Source organism: Aeromicrobium tamlense (assembly GCF_013408555.1).
Taxonomy (GTDB): Bacteria; Actinomycetota; Actinomycetes; order Propionibacteriales; family Nocardioidaceae; genus Aeromicrobium; species Aeromicrobium tamlense.
In genome coordinates this window covers 1,707,153-1,728,778 of the sequence record NZ_JACBZN010000001.1, presented here as the reverse complement: position 1 = coordinate 1,728,778, position 21,626 = coordinate 1,707,153, and the positions used below count along the sequence as shown (strand labels likewise).

General features: G+C 71.4%; 18 protein-coding genes. 10 read left to right on the top strand and 8 right to left on the bottom strand.

Annotation, left to right across the window (positions count from 1 at the left end):
* Positions 1–17: 17 nt before the first annotated feature.
* The gene (locus tag BJ975_RS08590; protein WP_179424912.1) at positions 18–773 is read right to left on the bottom strand and encodes a hypothetical protein; all 756 of its coding nucleotides are present in this window, start codon (positions 771–773) and stop codon (positions 18–20) included.
* Between the two features lie 135 nt (positions 774–908).
* Positions 909–2,399: a hypothetical protein gene (locus tag BJ975_RS08585; RefSeq protein ID WP_179424910.1), complete on the bottom strand. Its 1,491-nt coding sequence runs from the start codon at positions 2,397–2,399 to the stop codon at positions 909–911.
* Between the two features lie 232 nt (positions 2,400–2,631).
* Between BJ975_RS08585 and BJ975_RS08580 the strand changes: the two genes are divergently transcribed.
* From BJ975_RS08580 to BJ975_RS08550, 7 genes are all read left to right on the top strand, one after another.
* Positions 2,632–3,174 (top strand): hypothetical protein, encoded by a 543-nt coding sequence (locus BJ975_RS08580; RefSeq protein WP_179424908.1) that lies wholly within the window; start codon positions 2,632–2,634, stop codon positions 3,172–3,174.
* Positions 3,175–3,221: 47 nt separating this feature from the next.
* Positions 3,222–3,932, top strand: a complete 711-nt coding sequence (locus BJ975_RS08575) for a YcnI family copper-binding membrane protein (protein ID WP_179424906.1) — start codon at positions 3,222–3,224, stop codon at positions 3,930–3,932.
* A complete protein-coding gene (locus BJ975_RS08570) occupies positions 3,929–5,578 on the top strand; it encodes a copper resistance CopC/CopD family protein (RefSeq protein ID WP_179424904.1) in 1,650 nt (549 codons plus the stop codon). The genes BJ975_RS08575 and BJ975_RS08570 overlap by 4 nt, the downstream gene beginning before the upstream one ends.
* Positions 5,575–6,153, top strand: coding sequence for a DUF1775 domain-containing protein (locus tag BJ975_RS08565; protein ID WP_179424901.1), 579 nt, complete (start codon positions 5,575–5,577; stop codon positions 6,151–6,153). Before BJ975_RS08570 ends, BJ975_RS08565 begins: the two co-directional genes overlap by 4 nt.
* Before the next feature lie 95 nt (positions 6,154–6,248).
* Entirely contained in the window at positions 6,249–7,217 is a 969-nt protein-coding gene (locus BJ975_RS08560; protein ID WP_179424899.1) for a DUF4192 domain-containing protein, read from the top strand.
* A 20-nt stretch (positions 7,218–7,237) separates the two neighbouring features.
* The gene (locus BJ975_RS08555; RefSeq protein WP_179424897.1) at positions 7,238–8,713 is read left to right on the top strand and encodes a glutamate--cysteine ligase family protein; all 1,476 of its coding nucleotides are present in this window, start codon (positions 7,238–7,240) and stop codon (positions 8,711–8,713) included.
* Positions 8,714–8,815: 102 nt separating this feature from the next.
* Positions 8,816–10,144 (top strand): RNA polymerase sigma factor, encoded by a 1,329-nt coding sequence (locus BJ975_RS08550; RefSeq protein ID WP_179424895.1) that lies wholly within the window; start codon positions 8,816–8,818, stop codon positions 10,142–10,144.
* Between the two features lie 79 nt (positions 10,145–10,223).
* On the opposite strand, the gene BJ975_RS08545 is transcribed toward BJ975_RS08550, so the two are convergent.
* Complete coding sequence (locus tag BJ975_RS08545) at positions 10,224–11,465, bottom strand: polysaccharide pyruvyl transferase family protein (protein WP_179424893.1); 1,242 nt, start codon at positions 11,463–11,465, stop codon at positions 10,224–10,226.
* A 108-nt stretch (positions 11,466–11,573) separates the two neighbouring features.
* On the opposite strand from BJ975_RS08545, the gene BJ975_RS08540 reads away from it, so the two are divergent.
* Positions 11,574–13,115 carry a phospholipase D-like domain-containing protein gene (locus BJ975_RS08540; RefSeq protein WP_179424891.1) on the top strand — a complete coding sequence of 514 codons (1,542 nt, stop codon included), beginning with the start codon at positions 11,574–11,576 and terminating at the stop codon, positions 13,113–13,115.
* An 83-nt stretch (positions 13,116–13,198) separates the two neighbouring features.
* On the opposite strand, the gene BJ975_RS08535 is transcribed toward BJ975_RS08540, so the two are convergent.
* Positions 13,199–13,429 carry a DUF7455 domain-containing protein gene (locus tag BJ975_RS08535; protein WP_179428152.1) on the bottom strand — a complete coding sequence of 77 codons (231 nt, stop codon included), beginning with the start codon at positions 13,427–13,429 and terminating at the stop codon, positions 13,199–13,201.
* A gap of 54 nt (positions 13,430–13,483) precedes the next feature.
* Between BJ975_RS08535 and BJ975_RS08530 the strand changes: the two genes are divergently transcribed.
* Together BJ975_RS08530 and BJ975_RS08525 are read left to right on the top strand one after the other, a co-directional pair.
* On the top strand, positions 13,484–15,610 hold the full coding sequence (locus BJ975_RS08530) for a DNA gyrase/topoisomerase IV subunit B (protein ID WP_179424889.1): 2,127 nt from the start codon (positions 13,484–13,486) through the stop codon (positions 15,608–15,610).
* Positions 15,611–15,720: 110 nt separating this feature from the next.
* Complete coding sequence (locus tag BJ975_RS08525; protein WP_179424887.1) at positions 15,721–16,077, top strand: hypothetical protein; 357 nt, start codon at positions 15,721–15,723, stop codon at positions 16,075–16,077.
* A 121-nt stretch (positions 16,078–16,198) separates the two neighbouring features.
* Here the strand turns inward: BJ975_RS08525 and BJ975_RS08520 are convergent, their stop codons facing one another.
* The 4 genes from BJ975_RS08520 to BJ975_RS08505 are packed head-to-tail and all read right to left on the bottom strand — an operon-like array spanning position 16,199 to position 21,576.
* Positions 16,199–16,693 carry a beta-class carbonic anhydrase gene (locus tag BJ975_RS08520; protein ID WP_179424885.1) on the bottom strand — a complete coding sequence of 165 codons (495 nt, stop codon included), beginning with the start codon at positions 16,691–16,693 and terminating at the stop codon, positions 16,199–16,201.
* The gene (locus BJ975_RS08515) at positions 16,690–18,396 is read right to left on the bottom strand and encodes an MFS transporter (protein WP_179428150.1); all 1,707 of its coding nucleotides are present in this window, start codon (positions 18,394–18,396) and stop codon (positions 16,690–16,692) included. The genes BJ975_RS08520 and BJ975_RS08515 overlap by 4 nt, the downstream gene beginning before the upstream one ends.
* 10 nt (positions 18,397–18,406) lie before the next feature.
* Positions 18,407–19,093 carry an LppX_LprAFG lipoprotein gene (locus tag BJ975_RS08510; protein WP_179424883.1) on the bottom strand — a complete coding sequence of 229 codons (687 nt, stop codon included), beginning with the start codon at positions 19,091–19,093 and terminating at the stop codon, positions 18,407–18,409.
* 5 nt (positions 19,094–19,098) lie between these two features.
* Positions 19,099–21,576, bottom strand: coding sequence for a DNA gyrase/topoisomerase IV subunit A (locus BJ975_RS08505; RefSeq protein WP_179424872.1), 2,478 nt, complete (start codon positions 21,574–21,576; stop codon positions 19,099–19,101).
* Positions 21,577–21,626 lie beyond the last annotated feature (50 nt).

The following is a 21,626-nucleotide window of genomic DNA, read 5'->3' as shown; positions in this document are numbered from 1 at the left end:
CGGACTTCTCTCCCTGCTCACTGCGTGCGGACGATCTTCTGGGTGGACAGGTTCACGACGAAGTCGAAGGTGTTGAGGTACACCCCGGACGCGGTCGAGACCATCAGCTGGGCGCAGCGGTCCTCGCCGCACTCCTTGCCCTTGGCGGTGGTCTTGTTGAAGACCCACGAGCCGGCGACGTAGTCGACCTGGTCGGGATCGATGAGCGGGACGCCCATGTTCTCCTCGAACTCGGCCTTGAACGCCAGCTTCTCCTCGGACTCGACGGCGATCCGCATGGCCAGGTCCGCCTCGGTGGCCGAGGTCGGAGGCTGGGCCTTGGCCGACTTCGTGGAGTCCACGACCTTGCCGGCGCCGAGGTCCACGACCTGGTCGTAGGCGATGTCGTGCGTGTAGTCGTACAGCGCGACCACGGCCTTGCGGCCGGTGTAGTCGTCACCCAGGTCGGGCAGGTCGGCGTAGAGGAACTCCGGCCCCGCCTTCCCCCGCACGTCGGTCGCGTCCGCGGGGATGCTCGCGTCGGTGGACGCGACGTGGATGGCGTAGCCGGTCTCCTCCGCCGAGAGCGTGGCTCGGTCGGCGCCGAGCTTCGGCTTGCTGGTGGGCAGGTCGCCGTCGCCGACGACGGTGAACTTGCTGCTCTCGCCGGAGTCGGTGCCGCTCACGTCCTGTTGCGCCATGACGTAGGTCGTCGCGGCGGCGGTCAGTCCGAGGGCGAGTGCAGCGACGGCGACTTTGCGTGTCCTCCAGGGCACGCGCTGTGACGCATTCACATGGTCTCCTTGTGGGGCTGGTTGGGTGATCGACGCCGGAGGAGCCGGAGCCGTCGGGACCGGCCCGGGGAGCCGGTCCCTCGGGCCGTCGATCGCCGACGGTCCGAGGTCTGGGGAGCGGCGAGGCCGCGTGGGTCAGCGCACGGTCGTCTTCCTGGTGAGGGAGGCGCCGCTGGTGGACGCGTCTCCGGCGTAGACGACGCGCACCGTCGCGCGGCCCTTGCGCAGGCCCTTGATCGTGAGGGTGCGGCTGCCGCGGGAGAGCGTCGTGCGGACGACCTTGGTCTTGCCGCCGGACTTGACCGTGATGGTGACCCGCCCGGTGCGCGACCCCTGCGAGGTGACCTTGGCCGTGACCTTCAGCCGTCCCTTGCGCAGCGGCTTCGCCGAGGCGCTCAGGCGGGTCGTGGCCCGGGCGACCGGACGCGCGGCGCTGGTGGCGCTCGCGCCGCCCGCAGGGTTGCTCGCGGTCACCACGACCGCGATCCGGGCGCGGGCGTCGGCGGGGGTGAGACGGTGGGACCGGCCGGTCGCGCCGGAGATGGCCTTGCCGTTGCGCGTCCACCGGAAGGCGTGGGAGGCCGCGGTGCTCCACGATCCGGTCGTGGCCGTGAGCGTGCTGCCGACGCGGGCGGTGCCGGACACGGTCGGCGGAGTCACCAGGACCGGTGCGACCAGCACGGGGGCGGCGCTGGTGATCGGTCCGAAGTCGGTGGACTCGGCGACGCCGGCGGTCCAGCCGGACCTCGACGCGGTGGCCCGCACGCGCAGCACCGAGCCGATGTCCTGGGTCGCCGTGGTGTAGCTGCTTCCGGTCCCGACCACCGTGTCGCCTCGCAGCCACTGGAGGGTCACGCTCGCGTCGGCCGGCGTCCAGCTTCCCGGGGTGGCCGTGAGCACGGAGCCCACGGTCGTGGACCCCGAGATCGCGGGCTTCGCGACGTTCGCGATCGTCTCGACCGGGGCCGTCCCACCCGTGACGAGTGCGGTGGACGCGCTCGTGGCCGTCTCCGTGGCCCCCTGCACCATCGCCACGGAGCGGACGGAGATGCGGTGACCGCCGTCCGCGTCGCGCAGTCGGTAGGTGGAGGTCGTCGCGCCGGCGATGACGGCGCCGTCACGCAGCCATTGGTGGCTGAACTCGACGCCCTGCGTCGGGTACCAGGTGCCACGGCTCGCGGTCAGCACCGAGCCCACGGTGGGAGTGCCCGAGATCGTCGGCACGGCGAGGTTCTCGCTGATCTGGGTCAGGTACGCGTCGGCGACGTACGTCTGCCCGGCGCCGAGCGTGATCGGCGTGGCCTGAGGCTTGTCGGGCTGGTTGTCGTACCACTCGCTGACGGCTTCGTTCTGGTTCTCGAACCACAGGATGTAGGAGCCGGGCTCCAGTCCGGTGAAGGCGTACCCTCCTGCCGACGAGTCGGCGACCGTCGCCTGGACGAACTCTCCGCTGAGTCGGTAGAGCGACACGTCGATGCCCGGCGCGATGACGTGTCCGGTCTCCAGGACGGTGCCGCGGATGACGCCCGTCGCCTCCGCGTGCGCGACCGACGAGGTGAGGGTCGCCAGGGCCGTCGTGGCGACGGCGGCTGCGGTGAGCTGGGACAGGACGCGAGTAGCAGACATGCGGGGAAGTTCCTTCTGGCCGGGGTCGATTCGGCCATCAATCTGGTGGCGACGCGTTTCACGCGGCGGTCGCGGCGGGAACTGGCGCGTTACGAAAGCGCCGTCGATGTGAAGGAGTCGCGATCGTGAATGAGACACCGAATGGGACTGAGGGGCCGCAGGGCCGTGACGGGCGTGTAAACATCAGGTCACCGGCGTCGGGAGCGGGGACGCGTGGCCCTACGCTGACGTCATGGTCGCCCCCGCCGCTCCGGTCGCACGCGTCGTGCGTGCCGGCTCCGTGAGCCTGTGGTCGACCCTCATCGCCGTCGGCGCGCACGTCTCCGGGAGCGGTCAGCCGCCCCCGGCCGTGGTGCTCGTGCCGGTCGTCGCCGCCGGGGCCGCGCTGGCCTGGTGGGCCGCCGCGCGGCGGATCGGATTCGCCGTCGCCCTCGGGCTGCTCGCGGTCCCGCAGGTCGTCGTCCACGTGCTGACGGGCTACGTCCACGGCCACGACGTGGTCCCGGGCGTGGGCATGCTGGTCGCCCACGTGCTCGGGCTCGGAGTCGTCGCGGCGGGCATCGCGCTGGCCGAGCGCCTCTGGTGGTCGTGGTGGCGCCACGTCACCTTCGTCCTGCGCCTCGTCCGTCCCGTCACGGCGCCGGTGCCGGTCGCGCTCGCGCTCCGTGGGGCCGAGCCGCTGCATCCGTCCGCTCTGCTCGAGCACATCGTGGTGCGGCGAGGTCCGCCCTTCTCCCGGGTCGTCACCGCCCCGGTCGCCCGCATCTGCGGGTGACTCCTCTCCGCCTGACCTCAGGCGGTCACCGAACCAGGAGAAGAACCATGTCCCTTGCCCCTCGTGCTGCCCGGACGGCAGCGCTCGCCCTCACGTCCTCGGCCCTCGTGGTCCTCGGCGCCGGAGCGGCCTCGGCCCACGTCTCGGTCACGCCGTCCTCGACGGCTGCCGGCTCCTACGCCGTGTTGACCTTCTCGGTCGGCCACGGCTGCGAGGCCTCGCCGACGACGCAGCTGACCTTCCAGATCCCTGAGGAGGTCATCGCCGTGACGCCGACGGTCAACCCGAACTGGACGGTCGAGAAGAAGATCGAGAAGCTCGAGTCCGCCGTCAAGGGGAGCCATGGCAGCGAGTACACCGAGCGCGTCGCGGAAGTCGTCTACACGGCCAAGACGCCGCTGGCCGACGGTCTGCGCGACACCGTCTCGTTGCAGCTGCCGCTGCCCGAGGAGGAGGGCGAGAAGCTCGTCTTCCCCGTGATCCAGACCTGCGAGAAGGGCGAGACCGCCTGGACGCAGACCTATGAGGAGGGTCAGGACGAGCCCGAGTCCCCGGCGCCGTTCATCACGACGACGGCCGCCGAGACCGACGGTCACGGCGGTCATGGCGACGCCGACGCCGACGCCGGCGCGGACGCGGACGAGACGGCCGAGGCCGGCTCGGGCTCCGACGCGCTGGGCTGGGCCGGCGTCGTGCTCGGCGCGCTGGGACTCGCGGCCGGCGGACTCGCGCTGGGTCGCACGCGGAAGCGCGCGTGACCTTCGCCCCACGCGCCCGGAGAGCACGGCTCGCCGCCGTGCTCTCCGGGCTGCTCCTGCTCCTGGTGTGGCCGGCCGCCGCGTTCGGCCACGCCACGCCGATCGGGAGCAACCCCGCGGACGGGCAGGTGCTGACGTCCTCGCCGAGCGAGCTCACCGTGTCGTTCACGGAGCCGGTGACGCTCGCGGGGAACGGCAACGCCGTGCTCGACGCCACGGGCGAGGAGGAGCCGGCGGAGTTCTCCGTGCGTGACTCCGTCCTCACGATCCGTCCCGAACAGCCCCTGCCGACGGGGACCCACGTCGTGACGTGGCGCGTCGTGTCGGCCGACTCCCACCCCGTCACCGGTGGGTTCACGTTCGCGGTGGGCGAGGCGACGCCCGGCGCGATCGGCGTGCCGGATTCCGAGGCCCAGCGCGAGCTCGTCGTGGGACGGTCGGTCGTCGAGGCCCTCCGCTACGCCGGTGTGCTCGGGCTCGCCGGGCTCGTCGCCTTCTCGCTCTTCGCGGTGCCCTCCTCCGTGCGCCGGGCGCAGGACGTCGAGCGACGCACGCGCGCAGCCACGCGGCGACTCGCCGCGCTCGCCGTCATCGCCTCCGTCCTGCTCGCACCCCTCACCGCCGTGTGGGAGTCGGGGGAGGAGCTGTCCGCGGTCGCGCGTCTCGATGCCTGGCGCGACGGACTGACCTCGTCCGCCGGCGTGGCCACACTCCTGGCGCTCCTGGGAGTGGCGGCGGCGCTGCGCGGGCGATCGCGTGAGCCCGTGCTCGCCGCGGTCGGGGTCGCGCTGATGCTCTCCTCGCTCGCGCCGGTCGGGCACACCCGCAGCTACGGTCCCTGGTGGCTCGTCGTCCCGGCCGACGTCCTGCACGTGCTCGCCGGCGCGGTCTGGTGGGGCGGACTGATCGGCCTCGCGATCGTCCTCGCGTCGGGCTCGACCCTGCGGGTGCGGGAGCGCGCGGCCACCCTCTCCCGTTTCTCCTCCGTTGCCGGGGTGTCGGTCGTCGGGCTCGTCGCGGCGGGCATCGTCCTCTACTGGCGGGTCGCGGACTCGTTCGCGGCCCTGTGGGAGACCGGGTACGGCAGATCGGTGATGATCAAGGCGCTCCTGCTCGTCCCCGTGGTCGCGGTCGCGGCATGGAACCGTCGGTTCGTCGTGCGCCGCGTCTCCGGACGCGACGCCGAGGCGGGGGCGCGCGTCCTCCGGCGCACCGTGGCCTTCGAGGCCGTCGTGATCGCCGGAGTGCTGCTCGCCACCGGCGTGCTCGTCGGGCAGACCCCGCCCCCGCGGACCGACACCGTCGTCAGGGACGTGCCGACCGTCCAGCGCGCGCAGCTCGAGCTGGAGGACTCCCACCGTGTCGAGGTCGTCGTGTCGCCCACGCGCCGCGGAGTGAACGCCGTGCAGATCGAACTGACGGACGGCGCGGGCCGCGTGGTGGACCTGCCCGATCCGCCACGCCTGCAGATCTCGCTCGAGGAGGGAGACGTCGGCCCGATCAACCGGCCGCTGACCCGAACGGGCCCGGGTCACTGGGAGGGCACCGCGGACCTCCCTCTGCCGGGCGCCTGGCGGCTGCTGGTGGCCGTGCGGCTGACCCGGTTCGACGAGCCCGTCGTGTCGACGGAGGTGCTGATCCCATGAGCGATCGACCGAGACTCACCCTGGCCGCCGCGAGCGCCGCCGTCGCTCTGGTCGTCGGGGCGGCTTCGCCCGCGATCGCCGATGCCGCGATCGAGGGGATCGTGCCCCAGGGCGACGGGACCACCGTCCTCGTGGTCGCCGTCGAGGACGGCTGCGGCGACGCCCCGACCACCGGGTTGGCGCTCGAGGTGCCTGACGACGTGTCGCTGATCGATGCCACGGCGCCCGACGGGTGGACGCGAGTCCTCGACGGTCCGCGCGTGGAGTTCGCCGGTACCGGCATCCCGCCAGGACAGGCGACCGAGTTCCTCGTCACGGCGCGCATCGGCGAGGAGGCGGCTCCGGAGGTCGCGGTCGTGTCCGAGCAGCAGTGCGGGGACGGACGTGTAGGCGCTCGGTCCCAGCCGGCCTTCGAGGTGACGGCGGAGTCCGTCGACCCGCGGATGACCGTCCGGGAGCCGCCGACCGTCTCCCCGGGCGCCGACAGCGCCCAGATCGCGTTGGTGGTCGGGGCGTTCGTGCTCGCCGTCGCCGCAGGCACGGTCGTGGCACGGCGGCGGAGCGACCGGGACTAGCCCTCCGTCCACAGGGGCGGATCGGAGCCCGGCATCGTCCACAGGCCGCGGGGGAGGGGTTCAGCCGAGCCCCGTTCGAGCACGAGGGTCGGCTCATGACCGAATCCGTGTTCCGCGCCCACACCCACGAGGACCTCCTCAACGCCCTGCCCACCTTCTTCGGGTTCGTGCCCCGCGAGTGCGTCATCGGCATGGCGGTCTCGGGCCCGCGCTGCCGGTTCGGCTTCCGACTGCGGCACGACCTGCCCGAGCCGGGTGAGGAGGCCGCGCTGGCCGCCGAGCTCGCGCCGCACCTGCTGCGCAACGGGGACGAGGGCTTCTTCGTCTTCGGGCTCTCCTCCGACGCCGAGCGTGCCCGGACGATGGCGTTGGCGCTGCGCGACGCCCTGCCGCCCGGTCGGGACTGGCTGACGATCTGGGCCGACGACCACCGGCTCTGGGCCGATCTCCCGGAGGTCCCGCCCGAGGGCGAGCCGTACACGCTCGACGCCCACCACGAGGCGATCGTGCGCGCCGTCGCCGAGGGCCGGGTCATCGCACGCGACCGGTCCGACCTCGCGGCCGAGGTGGCTCCGGCACGCGACCCCCGCCGCCGCTGGCTCGACGCGGCGCACGACGAGGAGCTGGGCCGCTTCATGGCCCGAGCGCTCACCACGGATCCCGACGCGTTCCTCGCGGGGGAGTGCGCGGCCGTTGCGGAGCTCACCGAGCGGTTCCTCGCGGGAGTGCACCTCACCGACGGCCAGCTCGTCGAGCTCTCGGTGCGCGCCTCGGGGCGGCAGGTCCGCGACACCGCGTGGCTGCGGATCACCCGGGACAACGCCGGGCCGATGTACCAGCTGTGGGCGGCGGTCGCGCGCATCGCGGCGGAGGACTTCGCGCCGGCGTCCCTGTGCCTCGCCGGGTTCTCGGCCTGGCAGATGGGCGACGGTGTCCGCGCCCGGTTCGCGCTGGAGCGTGCCCTCGTGCTGGAGCCCCACTACCGGATGGGCCAGCTGCTCCGCGGCGCGCTGGAGGCCGGGATGCATCCCGACCTCTGGGCCACAGCGGGCGCGCGGCCCTGATCCGCCCCTAGGCTGGCGACATGGGACAGGACGTCGAGGCCCGGGAGTTCACGGGCGAGGACCGGGCTCGGTACCGCGCCAAGGTGCGTCGCAACCTCGACGTGCTCGCCGCGATGCTGGGGCAGCAGGACTTCTCGGTGCCGGATCCGCACGTCGGCATCGAGATCGAGTTCAACCTCGTCGACGACTCGGGCGACCCGGCGCTGCGGAACTCCGAGACGCTCGACGCGATCGCGACCGAGGACTTCCAGACCGAGCTCGGCCAGTTCAACGTCGAGATCAACGTGCCGCCCGCCCCCGTGGCGGGCCGCGGGCTGGCGGACATGGCCGAGCGCATGCGCGAGGACCTCAACGTCGCGCAGGGGAAGGCGCAGAGCGTCGGCACCGGCCTCATGATGATCGGCATCCTGCCCACGCTGGACGCGCCGCACCTGACGCGTGAGTCGATCTCGGCGAACCCGCGGTACCACCTGCTCTCCGACCAGATCCTCACCGCGCGCGGCGAGGACATCCACCTGGTCATCAACGGCGTCGAGCGGCTGCGCACGACGATCGACACGATCATCGCCGAGGCCGCCTGCACGAGCACCCAGCTGCACCTGCAGGTCGAGCCCGAGGACTTCGCGCCCACGTGGAACGCTGCGCAGGCGATCGCGGGCGTCCAGATCGCCGTCGGCGCGAACTCGCCCTTCTTCCTGGGCAAGCGGCTGTGGCACGAGACCCGCATCGCCCTGTTCGAGCAGGCCACCGACACGCGCACCGACGAGCTCAAGGCGCAGGGCGTCCGCCCGCGCGTGTGGTTCGGCGAGCGCTGGATCACCTCGGTCTTCGACCTCTTCGAGGAGAACTCGCGCTACTTCCCGGCGCTGCTGCCGATCGTCGAGGACGAGGACCCGGTGGCCGAGATCGAGGCCGGCCGGATCCCGGTCCTGCCCGAGCTCCGCCTCCACAACGGCACGATCTGGCGCTGGAACCGGCCGATCTACGACGTCGTCGACGGCAAGCCGCACCTGCGCGTCGAGAACCGGCTGCTGCCCGCGGGTCCCACGGTCAAGGACACCGTGGCGAACGCCGCGCTGTTCTACGGGCTCGTGACCGCGCTGACCGAGCAGGAGCGTCCCGTCTGGAGCCAGCTGTCGTTCAAGGCGGCCGAGGAGGGCTTCCACGAGGCCGCCGCCGCCGGGATCGAGGCGCAGGCCTACTGGCCGGGCATCGGCACCGTTCCCGTGCGCGAGCTGGTCCTGCGCCACCTGCTGCCCCTGGCGCACGTGGGCCTGGAGCGTCGCGGCGTGGACGGCGCGGTCATCGACGAGTTCCTCACGATCATCGAGCGACGCTGCGTGACCGGGCGGAACGGCTCCACCTGGATGACCGAGCAGTTCGACCGGATCCACGAGCGCGGCAGCGACGTCTTCGACTCGATGCGAGCCCTCACGCGCCGCTACGCCGAGCACATGCACAGCAACGAACCGGTGCACTCCTGGCCCGTCGACTGAACCGGTACCCGTCCGTCTTGGGCACCGTGGCACACTGGTGCCAGAGGTTGACCGCAGGCCTCATTGTCATGCCCCGAACGACGTTGTGAGGTTGATGATCCGGTGACTCGTGCCGCCCAGACCGCGAAGGCAGCGACCACGAAGAAGGCGCCTGCACCGGCGTCCAAGAAGGCCGCGAGCGCGTCGGAGGAGGTCACCGACGCGAGCTCCGCCGTGAAGAAGGCCCCCGCCAAGAAGGCTCCGGCGAAGAAGGCCGCCGCCAAGAAGGCGCCCGTGAAGAAGGCTGCTGCCGCGAAGGGCGGCGAGGTCGTCCTCGGCGACCAGGTCGATCTGGCCGACGTGCTCGAGACGAAGCCGGCGGTCGACGCCGACGGCAAGAAGGTCCTTCCGGACATCGCCGACGAGGTCTTCGAGAAGGACCTGAAGGAAGACCCCACGCTGAAGGAGGACGAGGAGGCCAGCTTCACGCTCTCCTCGGCCGACGACACCGACGAGCCCGCGGTCCAGGTGACCGTGGCCGGCGCCACCGCCGACCCCGTCAAGGACTACCTCAAGCAGATCGGCAAGGTCGCGCTGCTGACCGCCGCCGAGGAGGTCGAGCTCGCCAAGCGCATCGAGGCCGGCCTGTTCGCCGAGGAGAAGCTCGCCAAGTCCAAGCGCGTCGCGGACAAGCTCCGCGAGGAGCTCGACTGGATCATCATCGACGGTCGCCGCGCCAAGAACCACCTGCTCGAGGCCAACCTGCGACTCGTCGTCTCGCTGGCCAAGCGCTACACCGGCCGCGGCATGCTCTTCCTGGACCTGATCCAGGAGGGCAACCTGGGCCTCATCCGTGCGGTCGAGAAGTTCGACTACACTAAGGGCTTCAAGTTCTCCACGTACGCCACGTGGTGGATCCGTCAGGCCATCACCCGCGCCATGGCCGACCAGGCGCGCACCATCCGCATCCCGGTGCACATGGTCGAGGTCATCAACAAGCTGGCCCGCGTCCAGCGCCAGATGCTCCAGGACCTGGGCCGCGAGCCCACCCCGGAGGAGCTGGCGGTCGAGCTGGACATGACGCCCGAGAAGGTCGTCGAGGTCCAGAAGTACGGTCGCGAGCCGATCAGCCTCCACACGCCGCTGGGCGAGGACGGCGACAGCGAGTTCGGCGACCTCATCGAGGACTCCGAGGCGATCGTCCCGGCCGACGCCGTGTCGTTCACCCTGCTCCAGGAGCAGCTGCACGCCGTGCTCGACACCCTGAGCGAGCGTGAGTCGGGCGTCGTCTCGATGCGCTTCGGCCTCACCGACGGCCAGCCCAAGACGCTCGACGAGATCGGCAAGGTCTACGGCGTCACGCGCGAGCGCATCCGCCAGATCGAGTCCAAGACGATGAGCAAGCTGCGTCACCCGTCGCGCTCGCAGGTCCTGCGCGACTACCTCGACTGAGCCTCACCCCACGGCGAACGGCCCGCGACCTCACGGTCGCGGGCCGTTCTGCGTGTGAGAGTCGCGTGCGGAACGTCGGTCAGCGGAGGCGGCGGCGCACCGCGCGGGCGAGGCGACGGGCGGGGGAGACCGGGCCGGCGTTCGACCGGACCACGGGCGGGAAGCCCGGGTCGGCGGCCACGGCCGCGGCGGCGGCGTCGAAGCGCTCGACCCCGCCTGCGGGACCGAACCCGTGCCGGAGCCCGTGACGCTCGAGGAATGCCGCGTAGGTGTCCCATCGCTCGCGGTGACCGTCGACGAGCGCGGACCAGTCGGCCTGCGCGAACAGGTCCGGCACCGAGACCTCGGACGGGTCGCGCTCGTCGAGCCGCACGAACGGGATGCGGTGGTACCGCGCCAGCTCGAGGGTGCGCGAGTCGTGCGCGAGCAGGACCGCGGGCGTGCCGGAGATCAACGACACGATCGTGCCGTGGATCCGCGTGCCGAACGCGAACCGCTGGCTGCGCAGGAACTCCTGCCACGCGGGGATGTTGAGCGGGAACACCGTGCGACCGGGAGCGAAGACCGGGTGCTCGGGGGAGAGCGGCAGTCGGGGGTCGTCGCCGGACAGCGACGTCCCGCGCAGCAGCAGCCGCAGCGTGTGGACGTCCTGGCCGATGTAGGTCAGGTGCCGGTGCCGCCGCAGGCTCTGCTCGAGGATCGGCCCCATCTCGGTCACGTAGGGAGAGATGGTGATCGCGATCGGGTCGTCGGCCGCGACCGCGTCGGGGAGCCGCAGCGGCAGCTCGGGGCCGTGGAGGAACATCGAGGGACAGCCGATGACGTCGACCTCGGAGTCGTCGAAGCCCAGGCCGACGAGGTACTCCTTGGTGAAGTCGCCGCGGACGCCGATCGACGGGCCGCGCTCCAGGACCGCACGGACGAAGCGCCGGGTGGCCTTCTCGACGGCCTCGCGCTCCGCGCGGGGCGCGTTGCCGTCGAGGTCGGCCTGCGCCCCGACCCCCAGCACGGTGAAGCCGGTGGTGAGCTGCTCGATCGCGGTCGACTGGCGGTCGAGGGCCTTGAGGTTGGAGGCGCGGAAGTGGTTGGCGAGCGGGAAGACCACGTGGTCGAACTCGCGGTTCACCCGAGCGGGGTCGGCGAACCACGGGCCCGTGGGCGCTGCGGTGACGTCGTCGCCGGGGTGCGTCAGGAGCCGCTCGGAGGCGTGGCTGAAGGCCAGGTTCCCGACGTTGTTGCCGATGAGGTTGCGCTCGAGGACGGTGGCGGCGTCGGCCGGTTCCAGCGTGGGGTGGTGGACCTTCAGGAGAATGCGCGCCACCCGCTGGACTATACCGACGCGGCGCCCGGCCGCCGCGGTCCCGTGACCCCACGCGGCCATGGGTTAGGCTGTCGCGACCGCTTGTTGTCGTCTCGGGGGAGTTCCACCGTGTCCGTCAGTCATCGACTTCGACTCGCGAGTGTCGCCGCCCTCGGTGCGCTCGTGCTGCCGCTCGTCGCCGCTTCCACCACGTTCGGAGCGGACGAGACCGAGGTCGCCGACCCCGCCGCGGCCGTCGAGCCGCAGGCGGCGCCGACGGAGGAGGCGCCCCGGGTCGAGACCCAGGCGGTGACCCCGCAGGCCGTCGCGCCGGCCGCCACCACGGTCCGCGGTCGCCCCTACGGCGCGGCCTACCCGGTCGAGGTCGAGGCCAACTTCTCGCGTCCGTACTTCGACCGCGGCGCCTCGAACCGCGACTACTCCCTGCTGAACGACCTCGAGCGCCTCATCCGCGGCTCGTACAAGACCCCGCAGGGCAAGTACAAGAGCAAGAAGCAGCGCCGCGCCACCTCGGTCTACGCCGCCAACTCGCGCATGGAGGACTCGGTCCGCATCGGCCGCGAGCTCGTCCGCGCCGCGAAGGCCGGCGTCAACGTGCAGTTCATCCACCCGAACGCGCACCTGTCGGGCGCCTCGAAGAAGCTGCGCAAGCAGCTGAACGCCACGAAGTACGGCAAGTTCCGCATCTGCTCCAACGGCAAGTCGATGGCCTGCCTCTCGCGTGTCAACGGCGCGATCATGCACTCCAAGATCGTCATGGTCAGCGACACCTACACGCGCAGCAACAAGCGCGCCAAGGGCGTCGTGTGGACGGGCTCGACGAACTTCGGCGGCCGCAGCGCCGAGCGCACGTACAACAACGGCAGCACGGTCTACAACGACAAGAAGCTCTGGTACCAGATGCGCGGCGTCTGGAAGGACATGTGGGCCGAGCGCCGCATCGGCTCGGACTACGGTCGCTACATCGCCAAGCGCAGCACGCGCTACGGCTACCGCACCGCCACCCGCGACGGCTACTCCAGCGCCTACGCCAAGCGCGGCCTGCTGTACTCGAACCTCTCGAACTACACGGTCCACGTCACGCCGCTGCGCGCGACGCCCACCAACGGCCGCGACCCGATCCTCAACATGCTGAACCGCATCGTCCCCGACGAGCAGTGCCGCATCCGCGTCATGGAGAACCGCTTCAAGTACCGCCGAATCGCGCTGGCGTACAAGCTGGCGGCGCTCAACAACGGTGGCTGCCGTGTGTCGGTCGTGGCCTTCAAGGACGACCTGAAGAAGAACTATCTCGAGCACTGCCGCCAGCTGCTGCGCGTGTGCAAGCCGATCCTCGACGTGCTCAAGACCTCGCGCACCGAGGTCGACGCGGCCTACGCGCAGATCCACGACAAGGCGATCCTGGTCGACGCGAAGCTCAAGCGGAACAAGATGAACCCCGAGGAGCGCCTGCCCGGTGGCGGCGTCTGGCCCAAGTCCGGTGCGCGCGTCAAGCTCGTGCTGGCCGGCTCGGCCAACCTGACGGGCTCGAACCTGGTGGCCAGTGACGAGATCACGACCATCACGACCGACCCCGACGTGTACGACGCCTACGTCGAGCACTGGCGCTCGGTCACCCAGACGAAGTCGTACGGCGTCTTCAAGTACTGAGCCTCAGGTACTGAGCGACGAGAACGGCGCCGGACCCCTCGGGGTTCGGCGCCGTCGTCGTTCTCGGCTGGGGCGGGTGCGCCTCAGACCGTGAGTCGGTCGCTCTCGTCGTGGTAGTCGACGGCGATCTCGCGCAGTCGCGTCTCGTGCAGTCGGGCGTGGTGGCCGCAGAAGACCAGGTCGGCGCCCGAGGGCAGTTCGACGCGAACCAGCGCCTGCGCACCGCAGCGGTCGCAGCGGTCGGAGGCGGTGAGGGCGGGGAACTCGGCAGTGGCCGTCACGGTGTCCTCATTTCGTCGGGTGTCGTCGAACATCACCATGAATACTCCCTCATCCGGCCAAACGCGCGTCGGACGCGCCGAGGGGGCGTGTCACGTGCGATCCGGTGGGGCCGGCTCGATACCGTGAGAGCCGGGGGAATCGATGAGGAGGAACCGGACATTTCCACGTACGACGCACGCAATCTGCTCGTCCTCGAGGGGCTCGAAGCGGTACGCAAGCGACCCGGCATGTACATCGGCTCGACGGACACGCGCGGCCTCATGCACTGCCTGTGGGAGATCATCGACAACTCCGTCGACGAGGCGCTGACCGGTCACGGCGCGCACATCGACGTCCTGCTCCACGGCGACGGCTCGGTGGAGGTCCGCGACGACGGACGCGGCGTGCCGGTCGACATCGAGCCGAAGACGGGCCTCACCGGCGTCGAGGTCGTCTACACGAAGCTGCACGCGGGCGGAAAGTTCGGCGGCGGCTCGTACAACGCCACCGGCGGTCTGCACGGCGTCGGCGCCTCCGTCGTGAACGCGCTCTCGGCGCGCCTCGACGTCGAGGTCGACAAGGGCGGCGCCACGTGGGCCATGTCCTTCCGCCGTGGCGTGCCCGGCGTGTTCGCCGGCGACGGCGCCGACGCGGACTTCACCCCCGACAACACGCTGCGCAAGATCGGCAAGGTCGCGAGGGCGCGCACGGGCACGCGCGTCCGCTACTGGGCCGACCCGCAGATCTTCATCAAGGGCGCCAAGTTCTCCTACGAGGACCTCGTCGCCCGCGCCCGCCAGACCTCCTTCCTCGTGCCCGGCCTGCGCATCCGCATCCGCGACGAGCGCGCCGACGAGCCGCGCGAGGAGGACTTCTTCCACGAGGGCGGCATCTCGGAGTTCTGCGACTTCCTGGCGCCCGACGGGCCCGTCTCGGAGGTGCTGCGCATCCAGGGCGAGGACACCTTCGTCGAGACCGTGCCCGTGCTCGACGAGAAGGGCCACATGACGCCCCAGGACGTCGAGCGCACGCTCGGCGTCGACATCGCGCTGCGGTGGGGCACCGACTACGACACCGTCGTGAAGTCGTTCGTCAACATCATCGCCACGCCCAAGGGCGGCACCCACGTGTCGGGCTTCGAGCGCGGCGTCACCAAGACGTTCAACGAGGTCCTGCGGAGCTCCCGCATGCTCAAGAACGGCGACCCCGACGTCATCAAGGACGACGTGCTCGAGGGGCTCACCGCCGTCGTCACCGTGAACCTCGCCGAGCCGCAGTTCGAGGGCCAGACGAAGGAGGTGCTCGGCACGCCGCCGGTCACCCGCATCGTCAACAAGATCGTGGCGCGCGAGCTCAAGGCGTTCCTGACCTCCACCAAGACCGCGCAGAAGGCCAAGGCGCGCCAGGTGATGGAGAAGGTCGTCGGCGCGTCGCGCACGCGCCTGGCGGCGCGTCAGCACCGCGACACCCAGCGCCGCAAGAACGCGCTCGAGTCGAGCGCCCTGCCGGCGAAGCTCGCCGACTGCCGCAGCAACGACGTCGAACGCTCCGAGCTGTTCATCGTGGAGGGCGACTCGGCCCTCGGCACCGCGAAGTCGGCGCGCGACGCCGAGTTCCAGGCGCTGCTGCCGATCCGCGGCAAGATCCTCAACGTCCAGAAGGCCAGCATCGGCGACATGCTGAAGAACGCCGAGTGCTCGTCGATCATCCAGGTGGTGGGCGCCGGCTCGGGCCGCACGTTCGACCTCGACGCGGCGCGGTACGGCCGGATCATCTTCATGGCTGACGCCGACTCCGACGGCGCCCACATCCGCTGCCTGCTGGCGACGCTGTTCTTCCGCTACATGCGCCCGATGGTGGAGGCCGGCCGCGTCTACACCGCCGTCCCGCCGTTGCACCGGATCGAGCTCGTCTCGCCCAAGAAGGGGCAGGACAAGTACATCTACACGTACTCCGATCCCGAGCTGCAGCGGAAGCTGGCCGAGCTGAAGAAGCGCAACATCCGCTGGAAGGACGCGCCTCAGCGCTACAAGGGCCTGGGCGAGATGGACGCCGACCAGCTGGCCGAGACCACGATGGACCCGCGCCACCGCACCCTGCGCCGCCTCACCGTGGACGACGCCGAGGCCGCCGCCGACGTCTTCGAGCTGCTCATGGGCAACGAGGTCCCGCCGCGCAAGGAGTTCATCATCCAGGGCGCCTACGAGATCGACTCCGAGCTCATCGACGCCTGACCCGACTCGGGATGGACGACGAGGTCCAGCTTCGGCTGACGATGCTGCGAGAGGACGTGATGCGGTCCTGTGCCGGTCTTGCCACTGTCACGACCAGCGAGGCGCCGGGCATGCGGTTCGTCGATGTGGCACCGATCGCTCCGGGCGCTCTCGGCTTCCACTGGATCGAGTTCTGGTCTGACTCCGATGCCGTCGAAGCGCTGCAGGTGCAGGCCGGCCGCCACGGCGGACGGTGGGAGCTCGGCGCTGCGGTGGAGGACGTCGAGTTCATCTGGGAGCTGGCGCGTGCCGTCGTCGCGGGACACGTCGTGGAGACCTTCGGGCCGGGCCGCTCTCGCGCCGACGTCACGCTGCTGAGCGGCGAGTTCGTCAGCGAGACTGGCTACGACACAGGTCGGGGGTGGCTCCCGGACCCGGGATGGCTCCGCCGCGGGCGCCGGGTCGCCTACTCGGCCTACCGCCGCTAAGCGCCGAGGGTGCAACGCGCGTCTGGAGCGGTGAGCTGCCAACCGTAATGGGTCGCGATGCGGTTGGTGGGCCACCGCGACCTTCGCGGGAGCGGTTGACGGCTCACCGCTCAGGCATGAGTCAGTCGACGGGGGTCAGCAGGCCGCTGTCGACGTCGTAGAGGAAGCCGCCGACCTCGACGGAGTCGGGGACGAGCGGGTGGCTGCGGACCTTGTGCACGTCGGCGCGGATCGTGGCCTGCTGGTCCTCGATGACACCGATCGACATCCACGAGGCGTCGGTGCCGGTGAACTCCGCGACGCGCTCCTTGACCTGCTCCTCGGTGGAGGAGGCCATGGCGCAGCGGGTGTGCTCGATGACCAGGACGCGCTTGACCTGCAGCAGGCTCACGCCCAGCACGATCGCGACGAGGACCTGGTCGGTGACGCGGCCGCCGGGGTTGCGCAGGATCTTCGCGTCGCCCTCCTGGAGGCCGATCATGGCGAGGGGATCGATGCGCGAGTCCATGCAGGTCACCATGAGGACGCCCGCACGGGCGATGCCGTCGAAGCCTCCCTCGTGGTCCTGGGCGTAGCGCCGGTTCGCTTCCAGCAGGTCGTCGAAAGAGGTGGTCATGAGGAGAAACTAGCGCGCCGGCGCAGGAGCAGCAGGGCGAGGGCCGCCGCGACGAACGCCGCCACCGCGGCGCCGGTGAAGACGGCCTGCAACTGCGCGATCCCGGCGTCGCGCATCGCCCCGTTGTAGGCGCGGCACGCGGTGGCCGAGCCGTTGCAGAGCTCCTCGATGGGCGGGATCCGCTCCACCGCGGAGTGGAACGCCCGCAGGCCGAGCGTGGTCAGGGCGGAGATGCCGATCAGCATGCCCACCATCCGCGCGACAACGAGCAGCGCGCTCGCCAGGCCGTGCACGTCGTCGGCCGTGTGCTCGAGCAGCGCGGCGTTCACCGGCGCGATCGCGAGCCCGAAGCCGAGGCCGCACGCCGCCAGCACGATCGTCGACGTGAACGACTCGAGCGACTTCTGGTCCCACGTCGCCATGACGAGGAAGCAGCCTCCCGAGAGGGCGAGGGCGGCACCGGTCAGCGGCCCGGCCGGCAGGTGCCGCAGCAGCCAGCCGCCCAGGACGGCGCCGACCGGCAGGGCGACGAGGAAACGCAGCAGCACGAGCGCGGCCTCGAGCTGGTCGTCGGGCGCGATCGTCAGGCGCGCGAAGAACGGGATGTCGACGAGCGCGGCGATCAGCGCGGAGCCGACGAAGAACGAGACCGCGATGGAGCCCCACGCAGGAGTGGCGGTGAGTGAGTCACGGGGGATGAGCGGGTGCGCCGCGTGCCGTCCGCGCCAGACGAAGAGACCGAGCGCGATCGCCGCGACCGGCAGCAGCACGATCGCGTCCTCGGACACGACGGCCTGCTCGGGCTCCGCGCTGGCGAACGTCAGGATGACGGCTCCGAGGGCCACCGTGAGCGCCGTGGCGCCCCACAGGTCGGTCTGGCGTGCCACCTCGCCCCATGCGCGCCACGCGAGCAGCGGACGGGCTGCGGTGGCCTGGCGCACCGCGAAGGCCACGAGCAGGCCGTAGCCGACGAGGGCGAGCGGCGTGAGCCACCGCGAGTCGCCGGCCACCGGCAGGAACGCCAGCCCGCTCGTGACACCGGTGGTGAGCCGCTCGGGCTCGAGCATCACCAGCAGGAGACAGCCGCCCGCCAGCAGCGCCAGGAGCAGGCCGGGCACGTCCCAGCCTCGCTCGTGCTCGGCGGGGCGGTGACGCAGGAGGGCGGCGCCGATGAGGAGACCGACCGCCGCATTGAGCCAGAAGATGTCGTGCCACGTGCCGAAGGCGAGGATCGCCGCGCCCCAGAGCGGGCCGACGACGCTGCCGAGCTCCTGGACGGCGCCGACGATGCCCAGCGGCAGCCCGCGCCGCTCGGCGGGCCACGTGTCGGCGATGAGCGCGAGGGTCGGCGGGATGAGCCCGCCCCCGCCGATGCCCTGGATCAGCCGTCCGAGCACGATCGTGGTGAGGTCGTAGCCCGCCGCCGTGATCACCGAGCCGATCGCGAAGATCACGAGGCAGCCGATCAGCACGGGAACCCGTCCGCGCAGGTCCGAGACCCGGCCGATGAGCGGCAGGACCGCCACGTAGCCGAGCAGGAACCCCGAGATGATCGGCGCGGCCCGCTGCAGCTCGGCGACCGTGAGGCCGGCGGCCGTCATCATGTCCGGCAGCGCCAGGACGACGACGTACGTGTCCGCGGCGGCGAAGCCGATGGCCACCGCCGCGAGCGCGAGCAGCCCGCGGGACGCGAGCTCCTTCATCGCCACCGGCTCAGGGAGCCTCGATGCCGGCGGGCTCGTCGCGCGGTTCCAGCCGCAGCGTGTAGGTCACGTCCTCGCCGCCGTAGAACGGGCCGGTGATCTTGGCGTCGTGCAGCTCGTCGTCGTCGGTGAGCCGGTACGTGACGTCGAAGTCCTCGGTCTTGTCGGCCGTGGGGATCAGCTGCGCGATGCGCTCGCCGGGCAGGTCGCCGGTGATCTCGGTGAGGACGAGGTCGCCGTCGCGGGACTGGTCGCCGGCCTCGACGTCCTCGGTGGCCTTCAGCAGGCCGGCGAGTCCGGAGTCGGCGTCGGTGCCCACCAGGTCGGCCGGGTCGGGTGCGCCGAGCGAGGCGGGGTCGAGGGGCGCCCAGACGGGCGAGAAGCCGGTCTTGGCGTAGGTCTTGCCGTCGACCGAGATCACCTCGGCCGCGAGGGTGGCGCCACCGGCGACCACCTTCACGTCGCCCTGGAAGGCGGGGGACTGGTCGCCGACGCCGTCCGCCGAGAGCAGCCCGCGCTGCCCGCTGGGCAGCTCCTTCGTGCTGAGGGAGATGTCGAACGACTCGGCCTCCGCCAGCGCCTGTGAGGCGGCGTCGAGGCGCTCGGCGGGGTCGCCGGAGTCGGAGTCGTCGCCGGTGCAGGCGGTCAGCAGCAGGGCGCTGCTCAGGATCGTCGCGGTCAGCAGTCGAGGAAACACGTCGGTCAGTCTGACACGTCTCGCGCCCCCGGCAAGGAGGCCGCGGCCGATGAGACGCCCGTGATCGGCTGGCCCACCGGAGTGCCTGAGGCGTCGCGCTTCTCCACCGGCTCGGGCAGGTCGACCGGCGAGCCGCTGGCCGCGGAGGCCACCGGGGTGCCGTCGCCGACCCACGCGAACACCAGGGCGTCCTCACCGCTCAGCAGGCGCTGGCAGCGGACGCCGCCGGTGCCGCGACCCTTGCCCGGGTAGATCGCGAACGGGCTCACCTTGGCCGAGCCGGCCTGCGTGCCGGGAAGCGCGTCGGAGCTGCCGGCCACCGTGACGACGTGGGCCGACTCGACGTCGGACACCGCGCCGAACGCGACCACGTGGGCACCGCCGCCGAGCTTGACGCCGGCGACGCCGCCGCCGCTGCGGCCCTGAGGGCGCACGAGCGAGGCGGGGAAGTGCAGCAGCTGGGCCTCGGAGGTGACGAACGCCAGCTCCTCCTCGCCCGTGGTCAGCGGCACCGCGCCGACCACCTTGTCGCCGTCCTCCAGCCGGATGAGCTCCCACGAGTCGCGGTTCGACAGGTGGTCGGGCTTGACCCGCTTGACGACGCCGTCGCGGGTGCCGAGTGCGAGCCCGGGCACGTCCTCGTCGAACGTCATGAGCGTGAGCGCGTCGCCGTCGAGGCTCAGCAGCTCGCCCAGCGGGACGCCGCCCTGGAGGCGGGGGGAGTCGGCCGTGGGCGGCAGGGCCGGCAGGTCGACGACCTCGAGGCGGTGGACCGTGCCGGCGGACGTGACGATGCCGACCTGGCCGCGCGCGGTGGCGCGGACGGCGGCGACCACGGTGTCGTGCTTGGCCCGGCGGCCGTGGTCGCCCAGCGGCTCGGCATCGGACGTCCGCGCCACGAGTCCCGTGGAGGACAGCAGCACCCAGCACGGGTCGTCGGGGACCTCGAGCGAGCCGCCCTTGGCGATCGGCACGGGAACGCCCGCCGACTCCAGCAGCACGGTGCGCCGCGGCGTGCCGAACTGCTGGGCCATCTGGGCGAGCTCGTCGCCGACGACCGAGCGCAGCGTGCCCTCGTCGGCGAGGATCGCGTCGAGCTCCTCGATGAGGCGGCGCAGCTCGTCGGCCTCGCGCTCGAGCTCGAGCCGCGAGAACTTCGTCAGCCGGCCCAGCTGGAGGTCGAGGATGTAGTCGGCCTGCAGCTCGGAGAGGTCGAAGACGGACATGAGGCGCTGGCGCGCCTCGCCGCGGTTCTCCGAGGAGCGGATCAGCTGGATGACCTCGTCGATGTCGAGGATCGCGATCATCAGGCCGTCGACGAGGTGCAGCCGGTCCGCCGCCTTCGTGCGGCGGAACGTGGTGCGGCGGCGGACGACGTCGATGCGGTGCTCGAGGTAGACCGTGAGCATCTCGCGCAGACCGAGCGTGCGCGGCTGGCCGTCGACGAGGGCGACGGCGTTGATGCCGAACGAGGTCTCCAGCGGCGTCTGGCGGTACAGCTGCTCGAGCAGCGCCTCGGGGACGATGCCGTTCTTGATCTCGATCACCAGCCGCAGCCCGTGGGTGCGGTCGGTGAGGTTCTTCAGGTCGGAGATGCCCTGGATCTTCTTGGCCTGGACGAGCTTCTTGATCGACTCGATGACCTTCTCGGGGCCCACGTTGTAGGGCAGCTCGGTGACGACGATGCCCTTCCTGCGCGGCGTCACGTTCTCGATGCGGGTGGTGGCGCGCATCTTGAACGAGCCGTTGCCGGTGGCGTAGGCGTCGCGGATGCCGTCGAGGCCGACGATCTTGCCGCCCGTGGGCAGGTCGGGGCCGGGCACGAACCGCATGAGCGCGTCGAGGTCGGCGTCGGGGTGGTCGATGAGGTGGCGCAGCGCCTGGACGACCTCGATGAGGTTGTGCGGGGCGATGTTCGTGGCCATGCCGACCGCGATGCCGGACGCGCCGTTGACCAGCAGCTGGGGGATCGCGGCGGGGAGCACGGTGGGCTCCTGCAGGCGGCCGTCGTAGTTCGGCTTGAAGTCGACCGTGTCCTCGTCGAGCGACGCGGTCATCGCCTCGGCCGCGCGGTCCATCCGGATCTCGGTGTAGCGCATCGCGGCGGGCGGGTCGTCGGGCGAGCCGAAGTTGCCGTGGCCGTCCAGCAGCGGCAGCCGCAGCGCCCACGGCTGGACGAGACGCACGAGCGCGTCGTAGATCGCGCTGTCGCCGTGCGGGTGCAGCTTGCCCATGACCTCGCCGACGGGGCGCGCGCTCTTCACGTGCGGACGGTCGTGGCGCAGGCCCATCTCGTCCATCGTGTAGAGGATGCGGCGTTGGACGGGCTTCAGGCCGTCGCGCGCATCGGGCAGCGCCCGGGCGTAGATCACCGAGTAGGCGTACTCGAGGAAGCTGGAGCGCATCTCGTCGCCGACGTCGGTGTCGAGGATGTGCTCCTCGAAGTCCACGGTCTCGGTGCTCGATCCAGTCACGCCGGCCATTCTCCCGCCCCGCCCCGCGCGGGGTGCGCCCGACCCGCCGCGTGCGGGGT

Coding starts and splice junctions, on each gene's coding strand:
- BJ975_RS08525 (WP_179424887.1), top strand. CDS start 15,721: ATGCGGTTCGTCGATGTGGCACCGATCGCTCCGGGCGCTCTCGGCTTC.
- BJ975_RS08535 (WP_179428152.1), bottom strand. CDS start 13,429: ATGTTCGACGACACCCGACGAAATGAGGACACCGTGACGGCCACTGCC.
- BJ975_RS08555 (WP_179424897.1), top strand. CDS start 7,238: ATGGGACAGGACGTCGAGGCCCGGGAGTTCACGGGCGAGGACCGGGCT.
- BJ975_RS08520 (WP_179424885.1), bottom strand. CDS start 16,693: ATGACCACCTCTTTCGACGACCTGCTGGAAGCGAACCGGCGCTACGCC.
- BJ975_RS08575 (WP_179424906.1), top strand. CDS start 3,222: ATGTCCCTTGCCCCTCGTGCTGCCCGGACGGCAGCGCTCGCCCTCACG.
- BJ975_RS08505 (WP_179424872.1), bottom strand. CDS start 21,576: ATGGCCGGCGTGACTGGATCGAGCACCGAGACCGTGGACTTCGAGGAG.
- BJ975_RS08585 (WP_179424910.1), bottom strand. CDS start 2,399: ATGTCTGCTACTCGCGTCCTGTCCCAGCTCACCGCAGCCGCCGTCGCC.
- BJ975_RS08580 (WP_179424908.1), top strand. CDS start 2,632: ATGGTCGCCCCCGCCGCTCCGGTCGCACGCGTCGTGCGTGCCGGCTCC.
- BJ975_RS08565 (WP_179424901.1), top strand. CDS start 5,575: ATGAGCGATCGACCGAGACTCACCCTGGCCGCCGCGAGCGCCGCCGTC.
- BJ975_RS08515 (WP_179428150.1), bottom strand. CDS start 18,396: ATGAAGGAGCTCGCGTCCCGCGGGCTGCTCGCGCTCGCGGCGGTGGCC.
- BJ975_RS08560 (WP_179424899.1), top strand. CDS start 6,249: ATGACCGAATCCGTGTTCCGCGCCCACACCCACGAGGACCTCCTCAAC.